Raw genomic sequence first — 12,073 nt, forward strand, 5'->3', positions numbered from 1 at the left:
GAAATGCGTCGAGTCCACCAAGCAGTGACCGCGGCCGCCGCGGTCGCGCTGCTCGCCACCGCCTGCACCGGTACGTCGACCGCCCCGGCGGCCAACGACGACGCCACCCAGGAAACCACCATCACCTTCTGGCACGGCTGGAGCGCCCCCAGCGAGGCGGCCGCGATCGCCGCGAACGTCAAGGCGTTCGAGACCGCGCACCCGAACATCAAGGTGAAGGTCGTCGGCAACATCAACGACGACAAGATCAAGCAGGCGCTGCGGGCCGGCGGCCCGAACTCCCCCGACGTGGTGTCGTCGTTCACCACCGACAACGTCGGGACGTTCTGCAAGTCCAACGTCTTCGCCGATCTGAAGCCGTTCCTGGACAAGTCCGGGGTCGACCTGGACAAGACTTTCCCGAAGCCGCTGCAGGACTACACCCAGTTCGAGGGCAAGCGCTGCACGCTGCCGCTGCTGAACGACGCGTACGGCCTGTACTACAACAAGACCGCGTTCAAGGCGGCCGGCATCACCGAGGCGCCGAAGACGCTGTCGGAGTTCGACGCGGCGGCGAAGAAGCTGACCAAGCCGACCGCGGACGGTTACTCCCAGCTGGGCTTCATGCCGAACTTCCACGGCTACGAGTCGACCACCTCGCACTTCGCCGCGCAGTGGAACCCGACGTACTTCACCCCCGAGGGCAAGTCCAACCTGGCCGGCGACCCGGCCTTCGGCAAGATGCTCACCTGGCAGTCCAACCTGGTCAAGGAGCTCGGCGGCTTCGCCAAGCTGGAGAAGTACCGCGCCACCTTCGGCGACGAGTGGGGCGCCAAGAACCCGTTCCACACCGGCCAGGTGGCGATGTCGCTCGACGGTGAGTGGCGGCTCGGGATGGCCAAGGAGGCCGGGGTCAAGTTCGAGATCGGTGTCGCGCCGTTCCCGGTCCCGGACGACCAGGTCGACAGCTACGGCAAGGGCTACCTGTCCGGCACCATCATCGGGATCGCGAACACCAGCCAGAAGCAGAACGCCGCCTGGGAACTGGTCCGGTTCATGACCACCGACACCAAGGCCGTGGTCGACTTCTCCAACGGCATCCACAACGTGCCCTCCACCCTGGAGGCGCTGAAGTCGCCCGATCTGAAGGTCGACGAGAGCTTCAAGGTCTTCCTGGAGATCGCCCAGCACCCGAAGAGCAGCACCACCCCGGCCAGCCCCAACGGCGGCGCGTACCAGCTCACCCTGCAGGACTTCGGCTACGCCTTCGAGGCCGGCAAGCAAACCGATCTGGCCGCTGGTCTGGCGAAGACCGACGCCCAGATCGACAAGGACATCGCGCAGGCCAAATGATGTCGACGGCAACGATCTCTCCAGGCCTGAGGCACAAACGCCGCCGTGAGCGGTTGCGCAACCTCGCCTTCCTGTCCCCGTGGCTGATCGGGGTCAGCGTCTTCTTCCTCTACCCGCTGGCCTCGACCGTCTACTTCAGTTTCATGAAGTACGACGGGTTCACCCCGCCGGTCTGGACCGGCCTGAAGAACTGGTCCTACGTCTTCACCGACTACCCGTTCTTCTGGCCGGCCCTGCGCAACACGCTCTGGCTGGTGATCATCATGGTCACCCTGCGAGTCCTGTTCGGGCTCGGCATCGGGATGCTGATCACCAAGGTCAAGACCGGTGCCGGGCTGTTCCGGACGATGTTCTACCTGCCCTACCTGGCGCCGCCGGTGGCCGCGACGATGGCGTTCGCGTTCCTGCTCAACCCGGGCACCGGGCCGGTGAACAACATCCTGGGCAGGCTCGGGCTGCCGCAGCCGGGCTGGTTCAACGATCCGGCCTGGTCCAAGCCGGCCCTGACGCTGCTGGCGATCTGGGGCATCGGCGACCTGATGGTGATCTTCATGGCGTCGCTGCTCGACGTGCCGCTGGAGCAGTACGAGGCGTCGTCGCTGGACGGCGCGAACGCCTGGCAGCGGTTCGTGCACGTCACGCTGCCGAACATCCAGCCGATCGTGTTGTTCGCGGTGATCACCGGCGTGATCCAGACGATGCAGTACTACACCCAGCCGTTGATCGCCGGAAAAGTCGCCAGTGGAGTGATCGGGGGGTCGGGTCAGCAGTTCGAGCCGGGATATCCGGACAAGTCGACGCTGACCCTGCCACAACTGGTCTACAACCTCGGGTTCCAGCGGTTCGACACCGGTGGCGCCTCGGTGATCGCGCTGGTGCTGTTCGTACTGGCGATGGTGTTCACGGCGATCCTGATGCGCCGCGGCAGTGGCTTCCTGGCCACGGACGACTAGGAGGCCTGCAGAGATGAGCACGTTGACCACGCCCCGGGTGGAGACTCCCGTCCCCGCCCCGGGGCTGACCACGGCCGGCCGCGAGGCACGGCGTACCAAGTTCCTGCAGTGGGTCGCCGTGCACTCGCTGGCGATCGCGGCCGCGTTGTTCTTCGTCCTGCCGTTCGTGTTCGTCGCGCTGACCGCGGTGATGAGCGACCAGCAGGCGCTGACCCGGGACCTGTGGCCGGACTCCTGGCACTGGGGGAACCTGCGCACCGTCTGGGAGACCCCCGGGTTCCTGACCTGGTGGAAGAACACCCTGATGTACGCCGTCCTGGGCACGGTGCTGACGTTGCTGTCCAGCATCCCGGTGGCGTACGCGCTGGCCCGCTTCAAGTTCCGCGGCCGCAACCTCGCGATGATGCTGGTGATCTCGACGATGATGCTGCCGCCGCAGGTGGTGATCGTGCCGATGTACCTGTTCTGGGCCAAGGAACTGCACCTGTCCGGGACGTTGTGGCCGCTGATCATCCCGATGGCGTTCACCGACGCGTTCTCGATCTTCCTGCTCCGCCAGTTCCTGCTGACCATCCCGAAGGAGTACGTCGACGCGGCCAAGGTCGACGGCTGCGGGGACTTCCGCGCGCTGGTCCGGATCATCCTGCCGATGGCCAAACCGGCCATCGCGGCGGTCGCGCTGTTCCAGTTCTTCTACTGCTGGAACGACTACTTCGGTCCACAGATCTACGCCTCCGAGAACGCCGCGGCCTGGACCCTCAGCTACGGTCTGGAATCCTTCAAGGGTGCCCACCACACCAACTGGAACCTCACCATGGCAGCAACCCTGCTGGTGATGGCTCCGGTGATCATCCTGTTCTTCTTCGCCCAAAAGGCCTTCATCGAAGGCGTCACACTTACAGGGGTCAAAGGTTGAAACTCACAGTCGTCGGTGGCGGATCCACCTACACGCCTGAACTCATCGACGGGTTCGCCCGGCTGCGCGACTCACTGCCGGTCACCGAACTGGTCCTCGTGGACCCGGCGACCGACCGGCTCGAACTGGTCGGCGGGCTGGCCGAGCGGATCTTCGCCAAGCAGGGCCATCCCGGCAAGGTCACCACCACGTCGAACCTCGACCAGGGGATCGACGGCGCGGACGCGGTCCTGCTGCAGCTGCGGGTCGGCGGGCAGGCCGCCCGGGGCAAGGACGAGAGCTGGCCGCTGGAGTGCGGTTGCGTCGGCCAGGAGACCACCGGCGCGGGCGGCCTGGCGAAGGCGCTGCGCACGGTTCCCGTCGTCCTGGACATCGCCGAGCGGGTCCGCCGGTCCAACCCGGACGCGTGGATCATCGACTTCACCAACCCGGTCGGGATCGTCACCCGCGCGCTGCTGTCCGAGGGCCACAAGGCCGTCGGGCTGTGCAACGTGGCGATCGGCTTCCAGCGCAAGTTCGCCAAGATGCTGGGGGTGACGCCGGAGCAGGTCACCCTCGACCACGTCGGCCTCAACCACCTGACCTGGGAGCGCGGCGTCCGGGTCGACGGCGAGAACGTGCTGCCTCAGCTGCTCGCATCGCACTCCGCGGAACTGGCCGACGAGTTGCACCTGCCGGCCGAGCTGCTGCTGCAGCTGGGCGTCGTACCGTCGTACTACCTGCGCTACTTCTACGCCCACGACGAGGTCGTCCGTGAGCTCAGGGAGAAGCCGTCGCGGGCGGCCGAGGTCGCGGCGATCGAAAAGGAACTGCTCGACCTGTACGCCGATCCCTCGCTGGACGAGAAGCCCGCCCTGCTGGAGCAGCGTGGCGGCGCGTACTACTCCGAAGCAGCGGTCGCGCTGGCGTCGTCGCTGCTCAACGACACCGGCGACGTCCAGGTCGTCAACACGCTGAACAACGGCGCGCTGCCGTTCCTCCCCGACGACGCGGTGATCGAGGTACCGGCCACCGTCGGCGCCGCCGGCACGACGCCGTTGCCGATCTCGCCCCTCGAGCCGTTGTACGCCGGACTGGTCGCGAACGTCACGGCGTACGAGAATCTTGCTCTGGAGGCCGCTCTGAAGGGTGGTGCGGAGCGGGTGTTCAACGCTCTGCTCGCGCACCCGTTGATCGGCCAGATCGAGTACGCGAACCAGCTCACCGACAAGTTGCTCGCACACAACCGCGAGTACCTCTCATGGGCGTGACGATGGTGAACGAGGTGGACGGCGTGGCCTTGGTGAGACCGTTGGTGCCGGGCGGCGTGCTCGCCTTCGACGCCGGCAACAGCAAGACCGACGTCGCCCTGGTGTCCGCCGACGGAACAGTGCTGGGGACCGCGCGCGGAGGCGGCTTCGAGCCGCACATCATCGGCGCCTACGCCGCGGTGGAGGGGCTGGCCCCGCTGGTCGCCGCCGCCGCGGCCGAGGCCGGCCTCGCGGTCGGTGACGTCCCGCTGGTGCAGCAGATCTCCGCGTGCCTGGCGAACGCGGACCTGCCGATCGAGGAGGAGCGCCTCGCCGAGGCGTTCGAGTCGTTCGGCTGGGCCACCTCGGTGCACGTCGCCAACGACACCTTCGCGCTGCTGCGCGCGGGCGTCGACGAGCCACGCGGCGTCGCGGTGGTCTGCGGCGCGGGCATCAACTGCGCCGGCCTGCTACCCGACGGCCGGACGGCCCGCTTCGCGGCGGTCGGCAAGATCTCCGGCGACTGGGGCGGCGGCCAGCAACTCGCCGACGAGGCGTTCTCGGCAGCCGCCCGCGCCGACGACGGCCGAGGCCCGGCAACGGCCCTCACCACAGCGCTCCCCGCGCACTACGGCGTCGACTCGATTCCATCCCTGATCGAGGCCCTGCACCTCGGCGACATCCCCTACGCTCGCCGCCTGGAAGCGACACCTCTCCTCTTCCAGGTAGCAGCCGCAGGCGACGCCGTCGCCCGCGCAGTCGTCCAGCACCAAGCAGAGGAGGTCGTCGCCATGGCGGTAGTCGCAATGCGCCGCCTGGACCTCCTGACAGAGCCGACAGACGTAGTACTGGGCGGCGGCGTCCTCACCGCAGGCCACCCCCTGCTGATGGAAACCATCGTCCGCCTACTCGCCGCCGCGGCCCCGAAGGCGGTCGCCCGGGTAGTAGACGTGCCGCCGGTCGTCGGCGCAGCCCTGCTAGGCCTCGACCACACCAACGCGGCCCCCGCGGCGCACCTGACCCTCCGCTCCGCCTACGCCAGTTCGCCGGCCGCGTAGACGCCGACTCATGGCGGTTCGGTCTTCGCTATCGGACCGGACCGCCTAGAGCGCTCGCCAGCCTAAGCGGACACCAGGCCCCCGGCTTGCGTGGGATGTAATCATGATTACATGAGTACACAGTCAGAGGGTGAGCGTGTTCGGGGTTGGCTGACCGGCCGGCTTCCGGCGGAGTGGTTCGAGGGTGAGCTCGAGGTGAGCATCGATCGCGACGAGATTCTCGTGGTCGGGCAGATCGCGGCGCCTGAGCAGAGCGACGGGGTCAGTGCGGCGGAGCGGGCTGCCGCTGAGGAAGGGCGGATCAAGCAGTTCCGGGAGGACACCCGGGAGAAGCGGATCGAGATCGCGCGGGAGCTGGAGCACGCGACCCGGCGGAAGGTCGCCTGGGGCGTGCGGGCCGGCGGGACGCGGACCGTGTTCACGTCGTTGTCGGCGCCGGTGATGACGCGGTTGCGGCAGCCGGAGCGACAGGTGCTGGACACGCTGGTCGACGCCGGGGTGGCGCGGTCGCGCAGCGACGCGCTCGGATGGTGCGTGAAGCTGGTTGCCCAGCACAGTGAGAGCTGGCTGGGCGATCTTCGGGAGGCGATGGCGAAGGTGGAGGACGTCCGCCGGGCGGGGCCGGACGCCACCGAGGAGTAGCACCGGTTCGCCACCACACACCAAGCTCTTTCGGAGCCGCTGCCCTGAGCCTTCGCAGGCGGGCCGCGGTCGGCTTCAGCCGACTTGGTGTGTGCTGGCGCTCCGGATCGCCTAGCTGTGGCGCGGGGGTTCCGTGCTCCAGCCGTTGTCGCCGCCGGACCAGTTGCCATTGGCACCCGGTGCGCCCTGGTGGGCCGGGTACTGCGCCTCCTGCGACGGGTAGGCGGCGGTGCGATCGCCCATTCCGTTGCCGGTGCCGGTGCCGGTGCCGGCGCCGTTGCCCGCACCGTTGCTAGTGCCATTGCTCATCCCGTTGGAACCAGCAGCCGCGTTCGGACGGTTCATCGTGCTGCGGTCGAACACGGTGTGCAGCGCCTGGGCGGCCATCTCGCGGCCCCCGAGGCCGAAAGCAAGGCCGAGTGCCAGCGCAGCACCACCGAGCACGATCAGCAGCGTGTTGCCGGTCAGCTGGACGGCGATCCCGAGCTGGGTCAGTGCGGCGAACGCGGCGTACACCAGTACGGCGTACCGGCCGACCTTGGCGAGCGTCTCGTTGCCGGTGGCACCGCGGATGATCATCGCCAGGAAGTTCGCGAACAGCGCCGCCAGGCAGACGATCACGATCGCGGCGAAGATCCGCGGGATGTAGCCGAGCATGTCGGACATGAAGGCCGAGATCTCCGGTACGCCGAGCGCGGAGGCGAACATCGTGAAGCTGATCAGGAAGACGAACCAGAACACGACCTTGCCGAGCATCGCCGAAGCGGTCAGCCCCGTGCCGGACCGCTGCAGGATGCCGGACACACCGGCACGCTCCATCCATTGGTCGAAGCCGACCTTGCCGAGCAGTTTCCCGACCAGCTTGCCGAGCACCTTGGCGACGATGTAGCCGATCGCCAGGATGACGATGCCGCCGAGCAGGTTGGGAATGAACCCGAGAAGCTTGCCGAAGGCATCTTCGAAGGGTTGGGTGAAGTCGATGGCCAGTGCTGACATCGGCGTTCCTCTCCGGACTGGCCCGCACCCGCCGCCACGCACACGTCCCGCGCGACTCCGGCTACGGGCGGGTTGCAGTGGTGTCGGAACATCACGTGCCCGGCCTCACCGTGCGTAAACGGTACTCACCTAAGGTAATGTGATTGCATAAGGCAATGACCGCCGTCGAGATCCGCCGTGCCACCGCCACCGACGTTCCCGGCATCGTCGCGATGCTGACCGACGACGAGATCGCCGCGCAGCGCGAGAGCCCCGAGGACCTGACGCCGTACCAGGCCGCCTTCGCCGCCATCGAGGCCGACCCGAACCAGCTCCTGGTCGTTGCCGAACGCAACGGAGAACTGGTCGGCACCCTGCAGCTGACGATCATTCCGGGCCTGTCCCGCCAAGGCGCCACCCGCGGCCTGGTCGAAGCGGTCCGGGTCGCCACCTCGGCTCGCGGTACCGGTCTCGGCACCACCCTGATCGAGTGGTCGCTCGAAGCGGCCCGCGCCCGCGGCTGCAGCATCGTCCAGCTCACCACCGACAAGGCCCGCACCGACGCGCACCGCTTCTACCGCCGCCTCGGCTTCACCCAGAGCCACGAGGGCTTCAAGTACTTCCTCAACTGACCTTCGCCGCCGGCGCCGCCCAGGTGTTGCAGGACGCCGGGCTCCGGCTGGCAAAGGCGGCTCTCGACCAGACACGGTTGTTCCGCGGAGACCCATGGGAGCGGGTTTCGCCAGGCTCGTCACCGCTCTCGTCGATGTCGTCCAGGAAGAACTTGCGGTAGCCGGTGAGGCCCAGGCCGGTCCGGTTCGCACCCAGGAAGGCGAAGCCGAAGCAGGAGGCCTGGATCTCGAGCCGCCGGGACTCCTCCAACTCTGCCGCCGTGACGGCGTCCTCCGAGAAGCTGGTCGTGATCCACAGCAACTGCTGCAAGTGGTGGCCGTGTTCGTGCGCCATCAGGACCTGCAGTTCCACCTCGGCCTCGACACTGACCTCGCCGCTCGGGTCGGCGTACTCCTGCCAGTCGAAGTAGATCGCGCCATTGTCGTGGCAGTAGTAGGCCAGGTAGTCCTCGCCGCCGAACTTGCCGCAAGCTGTGGACGCGCCCACCTGGACGGCGTACAGGAGCGGCGGCGCGTACGTGGTGCCGGCACGGCTGACGACAGGAGCCCAGGCTTTGTCGAGGCACACCATGAACGCCTTGGCATAGCGGTCGACTGCCACTTTCGAGATCAGCAGACCGGCCGGCAGTTTGCACTTCACCGCCGGCACCACACCTGCCCGGTAGATAGCGTTCTTGGGCTCGACCGTCGGGCTGGGCGTCACCGAAGGCGTGGGCGACGGCGTACTGGTGACAGTCGGCTGTGACTGCGGTGCCGTACTCGTACATCCCTGCAAAACAAGCACAAACCCAGCCAGTACTACGGCAGCGCGACGCATCAGGAAACCTTTGTGGTGGCGGCTGTGAAGGTGTTGCAGGAAGAGGGGTTGGCGGACTGGAAGGCAGGCGCGGCCCAGCGCCACTGGCTTTGACGGGAGCCGTGGTCGCGGAGTTTGCCGGCGCTGTACTCGTCGCCGCTGTGCCTCGTCTGGTGCTGCCAAGTCCTCAGCCGCTCGCCCGTCAGGCGCAGCGAGGTCTTGTTCGCGCCAAGGAAGGCGGCGCCGAAGCAGGTCGCCTGCAGTTCGAGCCGCCTGCTTTTCAGTAGCGCGGCAGCAGAGGTCTGCGAAGCCTCCGGGTCCCAGCCATAGGACAGGATGCCGGCCAGCCGCTGAAGATGATGCCCGTACTCGTGCGCCATCGTGTCGAGCAGATCGATCTGCCGGTTCCAGTTGCCGCGCTGGAGGTAGTCCTTCCACTCCAGGTAGATCTTGTTGTCCTTCGAGCAGTAGAACGCCGACGCGTGGATCTCACGTAGTTCACAGGACTTGTCCTTGGCCCGGTCGAAGACGACCAACCCGGGAGACTCGAAGTAGTGCCCGGATCGCGCGACCACCGACACCCACGAGCGATCGAGGCAGTCGAGCACCACCGTCGCGGCCGCCAGCACCGCAGCCCTCGACGTCTGCGCGCCGACCGGCATCCTGCAACTGACTGCAGGCACCCGCCCAGCCTTGTACAGCCCGTTCTGCACCAAAGGCAGGTCCGGCGTGAATGTCATCGCGGTAGTCGGCTGCCGCAACGGCGCGTCCACCTTCGGCACCCGTACGACGGGACGCCCGGCCTCCTCGGCGTCCGCGGGCACCAGCCCCGGCCCGAACCGGACAGCCACCCCCACCACCAGTACGCCGATCACGGCAACCGCCGCGACGCGAACCTTCATCGGGTCAGGAAACCCTGGCGGAGGACGCCGCGTAGGTGTTGCACGAGGCGGGATCGGCGGTGCTGAACCCTCTGGTCTGCCAGTACTCCGAGTTCTTCCGCGAGCCGTGGTCGCGGTCCTTCTTCGGGTCCAGCTCGTCGCCGCCGTTCTTCGAGCCGTACCTCCAGAACTCGAGCCGCTGACCGGTGAGCTGCAGCGTCTTCCTGTTCGCGCTGAGGAACACCGCGCCCAGGCAGTCGGCCTGCAACTCCAGCCGCCGGGACCATTCCAGCTCCAGCGGCTTGTTCTTCGCCCACCCCGCCTGGGAGTCCGAAGAGATCAGGATGTTGGTCAGCTGCTGCACGTGATGGCTGTACTCGTGCGCCATCGTCACCAGCAGGTTGACCGCGGTGACCGGACTCTGCTTGTAGTACTTGGCCTTCAGGGCCCACTGCATGGTGATCGTCTCGTCTGCCGGGCAGTAGTAGGAATAGTCCGGCAGCCCGGCACCGCATCCACCTTTCAGCCCCTTGCTGTAGAGCACCAGCTTGGGCTGCCGGAACGGATAGCCGGCCTTCAGGACCAGCGGCTCCCAGGTTTCGGCCAGACAGGGCAACATCGCCTGGTAGAAGCGCAGCACGTTCGCCTGGCTGTCCGGCTTCACCTTCGGCAACGCGCAGTTCATGCTCGCCATCTTGCCGAGCTTGTAGAGCTCGTTCTTCTGCAACCGAACCGCGTCCGGGATTCCCTCTACCGTCTTCGTCACGGTCGGGTCCGGCAGGATCGGCTGCGGTGAATCGGTGGACGGCTTCACCGTCGGCTGGGTGAGCGGGTTCGCGACCGTACTGTCGAAGGAGTCGATCAGCTTGTAGCTGGCGACGGCCCCACCGCTGACCAGGATCAGGGCCAGCGCGGAGATCAACCCCACGAGCGGCCGGGAGAACCGGCGCGGGCTTTTCAGCTCCGGCGGCTCCGAGGCGAACTGCGGTACTCCGGTCCGGGTGGACGTCGTGTGCCAGCCGACCGGCCGAGGGCCGCCGAACTGCCTGCCGCCGCGCAACGGCGTGACCGGCGCGCCTGCCAGGGGCGCTGCGGGCGGCGCGCCGAAGCCTTGCTGGCCGGGATCGGTCGGCAGCGGAGCCGCCTTCTTCAGCGACGGGTCGCCCTGAGCGTCGAGCGGACGAGCCTTGCCGAGCCCCAACTGGCGGCGATTGACGGCGTCGGCCGGCGTCAGCGCAGTACGGGGTGTGTCCGCCGTGGGCGTCTCGGGCCGGTCGCCCGCGCCGCCGGGCAGGAAGTGCCCGGCCTGGGGTCCAGGCTCGGACACCTGGTCGGGTCCCCGCTCGTCGTCCGCCATCCATCTACCCCAAGTCCGTCGGTGATCAGCTGACCTTGGCCGCCGCTGCCACAAAAGTGTTGCAGGAGCCGGGGTTCGGGGCCGCGAACCCCTTGTTCATCCACAGCTCGACGCTCTTGCGGGAACCATGGTCGCGCACTTTGCCCGGGTCGGTCTCATCGCCGTTGTTCCTGCTCCGCCACTTCCACCAGGTGAGCAGGTCACCGGTAATCGGAAAAGTGGCCTTTTCGGCGCCCAGGAAGCCGGCCGACAGACAGTTCGCCTGCAGCGCCATCCGCCGTGACTGCTCGAGTCTCAGCGCCTCCGTGGCAGCCTCGGACCGCTTGTTGTCCACCGAGTCGAAGATGCCGGTCAGGTTCTGAACGTGCACGGCGTACACGTAACTGAGCGCGCCGGCCAGGTCGACCCGGGTCAGCGAGCGGTTGGAGCTGTACTCGTCGGGCCGGTCCTCCCACGGCAGCGCGACGCTACCGCCGTCGGCGGCGCAGTACGAGGAAACGTCCTCCTGTACGCCGCACGCGGTCTCCTGGCCGTCGTCGAAGATGATCAGCTTCGGCGGGTGGAACTCGTGGCCGCTCCTGACCACGACAGGCTTCCAGAACTTCTCCAGGCAGACCATCAGCGCCTGGTAATAGGACCGGACGTTCTCCTTGGAGCTCGGCCGGAAGTTCGGCTCCTTGCACTTCACCGGGGCCAGCGCGCCGGTCGTGTAGAGCGCGTTCTTCTGCAGCACGGCGACGTCGTCGATCGGCTTGCCTGCGGGCTCCTGGTCCGACGGGGTGTAGCCCGGCGTCTTGACCGACGGCGTACCGAGCGGGTTGGCGACGAAGTCGTCGTACGACGTGAGCACCTTGCCGGCCGCGAAGACGCCACCACCGAGCACCAGCAGCGCACCGGCGACGATGCCCGCGACCAGCGCCTTGGACCGCTTCCTCGGCTGGAACGGGATCGGCTCGGGCTGGTACCGCGCCCTGAACGCGGCCGCGGCGCGATCGCCGGGCGGCGGCGGGCCGAGCCGCGAACCGGTCAGTACCGGCGGCCCGTCGTTGTTCTCGGCACCCCGGCCGAGGCGAGGCGTCGGCGCGGCGAGCGGCGTCGAGGGTGCGCCGTACGCCGGCACGCCCGGTCGCCCAGCCTTGCCTTCGCCTTTGGGCAGGCTGTCGTTCTCAGGCACACTGTCGTCCTTCGGCAGGAAGTGTCCCGGCCCAGGCCCGGTTTCCTCGGCCATACTTCCCCGCTTCTTCCCCAGTTCCGGGCCGTCCCGGAGCGACTTTGTCGATGGCGATCCGGACCACCCCTAGC

General features: G+C 67.7%; 12 protein-coding genes. 7 read left to right on the plus strand and 5 right to left on the minus strand.

Annotated features, from left to right (window positions below; all coding sequences use genetic code 11):
- Window positions 1-3: 3 nt before the first annotated feature.
- The 6 genes from OX958_RS30475 to OX958_RS30500 all read left to right on the plus strand — a co-directional run bounded on the left by OX958_RS30475 (window position 4) and on the right by OX958_RS30500 (window position 6,130).
- Window positions 4-1,332 (plus strand): ABC transporter substrate-binding protein, encoded by a 1,329-nt coding sequence (locus OX958_RS30475; RefSeq protein ID WP_270133539.1) that lies wholly within the window; start codon window positions 4-6, stop codon window positions 1,330-1,332.
- Window positions 1,329-2,285 (plus strand): carbohydrate ABC transporter permease, encoded by a 957-nt coding sequence (locus OX958_RS30480; RefSeq protein WP_270133540.1) that lies wholly within the window; start codon window positions 1,329-1,331, stop codon window positions 2,283-2,285. Before OX958_RS30475 ends, OX958_RS30480 begins: the two co-directional genes overlap by 4 nt.
- A 13-nt stretch (window positions 2,286-2,298) precedes the next feature.
- The gene (locus OX958_RS30485; protein WP_270133541.1) at window positions 2,299-3,201 is read left to right on the plus strand and encodes a carbohydrate ABC transporter permease; all 903 of its coding nucleotides are present in this window, start codon (window positions 2,299-2,301) and stop codon (window positions 3,199-3,201) included.
- Window positions 3,198-4,451 (plus strand): 6-phospho-beta-glucosidase, encoded by a 1,254-nt coding sequence (locus OX958_RS30490; protein WP_270133543.1) that lies wholly within the window; start codon window positions 3,198-3,200, stop codon window positions 4,449-4,451. Before OX958_RS30485 ends, OX958_RS30490 begins: the two co-directional genes overlap by 4 nt.
- A gap of 23 nt (window positions 4,452-4,474) precedes the next feature.
- Window positions 4,475-5,488 (plus strand): N-acetylglucosamine kinase, encoded by a 1,014-nt coding sequence (locus tag OX958_RS30495; protein WP_270133545.1) that lies wholly within the window; start codon window positions 4,475-4,477, stop codon window positions 5,486-5,488.
- A gap of 111 nt (window positions 5,489-5,599) precedes the next feature.
- Entirely contained in the window at window positions 5,600-6,130 is a 531-nt protein-coding gene (locus tag OX958_RS30500; RefSeq protein WP_270133547.1) for a hypothetical protein, read from the plus strand.
- A 111-nt stretch (window positions 6,131-6,241) separates the two neighbouring features.
- On the opposite strand, the gene OX958_RS30505 is transcribed toward OX958_RS30500, so the two are convergent.
- Window positions 6,242-7,126: a mechanosensitive ion channel family protein gene (locus OX958_RS30505; protein WP_270133548.1), complete on the minus strand. Its 885-nt coding sequence runs from the start codon at window positions 7,124-7,126 to the stop codon at window positions 6,242-6,244.
- 155 nt (window positions 7,127-7,281) lie between these two features.
- On the opposite strand from OX958_RS30505, the gene OX958_RS30510 reads away from it, so the two are divergent.
- On the plus strand, window positions 7,282-7,737 hold the full coding sequence (locus OX958_RS30510; protein WP_270133549.1) for a GNAT family N-acetyltransferase: 456 nt from the start codon (window positions 7,282-7,284) through the stop codon (window positions 7,735-7,737).
- Here OX958_RS30510 and OX958_RS30515 read toward each other — a convergent pair.
- From OX958_RS30515 to OX958_RS30530, 4 genes are all read right to left on the minus strand, one after another.
- On the minus strand, window positions 7,730-8,377 hold the full coding sequence (locus OX958_RS30515) for a neutral zinc metallopeptidase (protein ID WP_270133550.1): 648 nt from the start codon (window positions 8,375-8,377) through the stop codon (window positions 7,730-7,732). The two genes, OX958_RS30510 and OX958_RS30515, sit on opposite strands and share 8 nt — an antisense overlap.
- Before the next feature lie 176 nt (window positions 8,378-8,553).
- Window positions 8,554-9,435 (minus strand): neutral zinc metallopeptidase, encoded by an 882-nt coding sequence (locus OX958_RS30520; protein ID WP_270133552.1) that lies wholly within the window; start codon window positions 9,433-9,435, stop codon window positions 8,554-8,556.
- A 4-nt stretch (window positions 9,436-9,439) separates the two neighbouring features.
- On the minus strand, window positions 9,440-10,771 hold the full coding sequence (locus OX958_RS30525) for a neutral zinc metallopeptidase (RefSeq protein ID WP_270133553.1): 1,332 nt from the start codon (window positions 10,769-10,771) through the stop codon (window positions 9,440-9,442).
- Window positions 10,772-10,796: 25 nt separating this feature from the next.
- Window positions 10,797-11,945 (minus strand): neutral zinc metallopeptidase, encoded by a 1,149-nt coding sequence (locus OX958_RS30530; RefSeq protein WP_270133555.1) that lies wholly within the window; start codon window positions 11,943-11,945, stop codon window positions 10,797-10,799.
- Window positions 11,946-12,073: the final 128 nt, after the last annotated feature.

Source organism: Kribbella sp. CA-293567, assembly GCF_027627575.1.
Taxonomy (GTDB): domain Bacteria; phylum Actinomycetota; class Actinomycetes; order Propionibacteriales; family Kribbellaceae; genus Kribbella.

Bases quoted from the DNA above. Each gene is read 5' to 3' on its own strand.
- OX958_RS30475 (WP_270133539.1), top strand. From the start codon at position 4: ATGCGTCGAGTCCACCAAGCAGTGACCGCGGCCGCCGCGGTCGCGCTG.
- OX958_RS30480 (WP_270133540.1), top strand. From the start codon at position 1,329: ATGATGTCGACGGCAACGATCTCTCCAGGCCTGAGGCACAAACGCCGC.
- OX958_RS30485 (WP_270133541.1), top strand. From the start codon at position 2,299: ATGAGCACGTTGACCACGCCCCGGGTGGAGACTCCCGTCCCCGCCCCG.
- OX958_RS30500 (WP_270133547.1), top strand. From the start codon at position 5,600: ATGAGTACACAGTCAGAGGGTGAGCGTGTTCGGGGTTGGCTGACCGGC.
- OX958_RS30505 (WP_270133548.1), bottom strand. From the start codon at position 7,126: ATGTCAGCACTGGCCATCGACTTCACCCAACCCTTCGAAGATGCCTTC.
- OX958_RS30510 (WP_270133549.1), top strand. From the start codon at position 7,282: ATGACCGCCGTCGAGATCCGCCGTGCCACCGCCACCGACGTTCCCGGC.
- OX958_RS30520 (WP_270133552.1), bottom strand. From the start codon at position 9,435: ATGAAGGTTCGCGTCGCGGCGGTTGCCGTGATCGGCGTACTGGTGGTG.
- OX958_RS30525 (WP_270133553.1), bottom strand. From the start codon at position 10,771: ATGGCGGACGACGAGCGGGGACCCGACCAGGTGTCCGAGCCTGGACCC.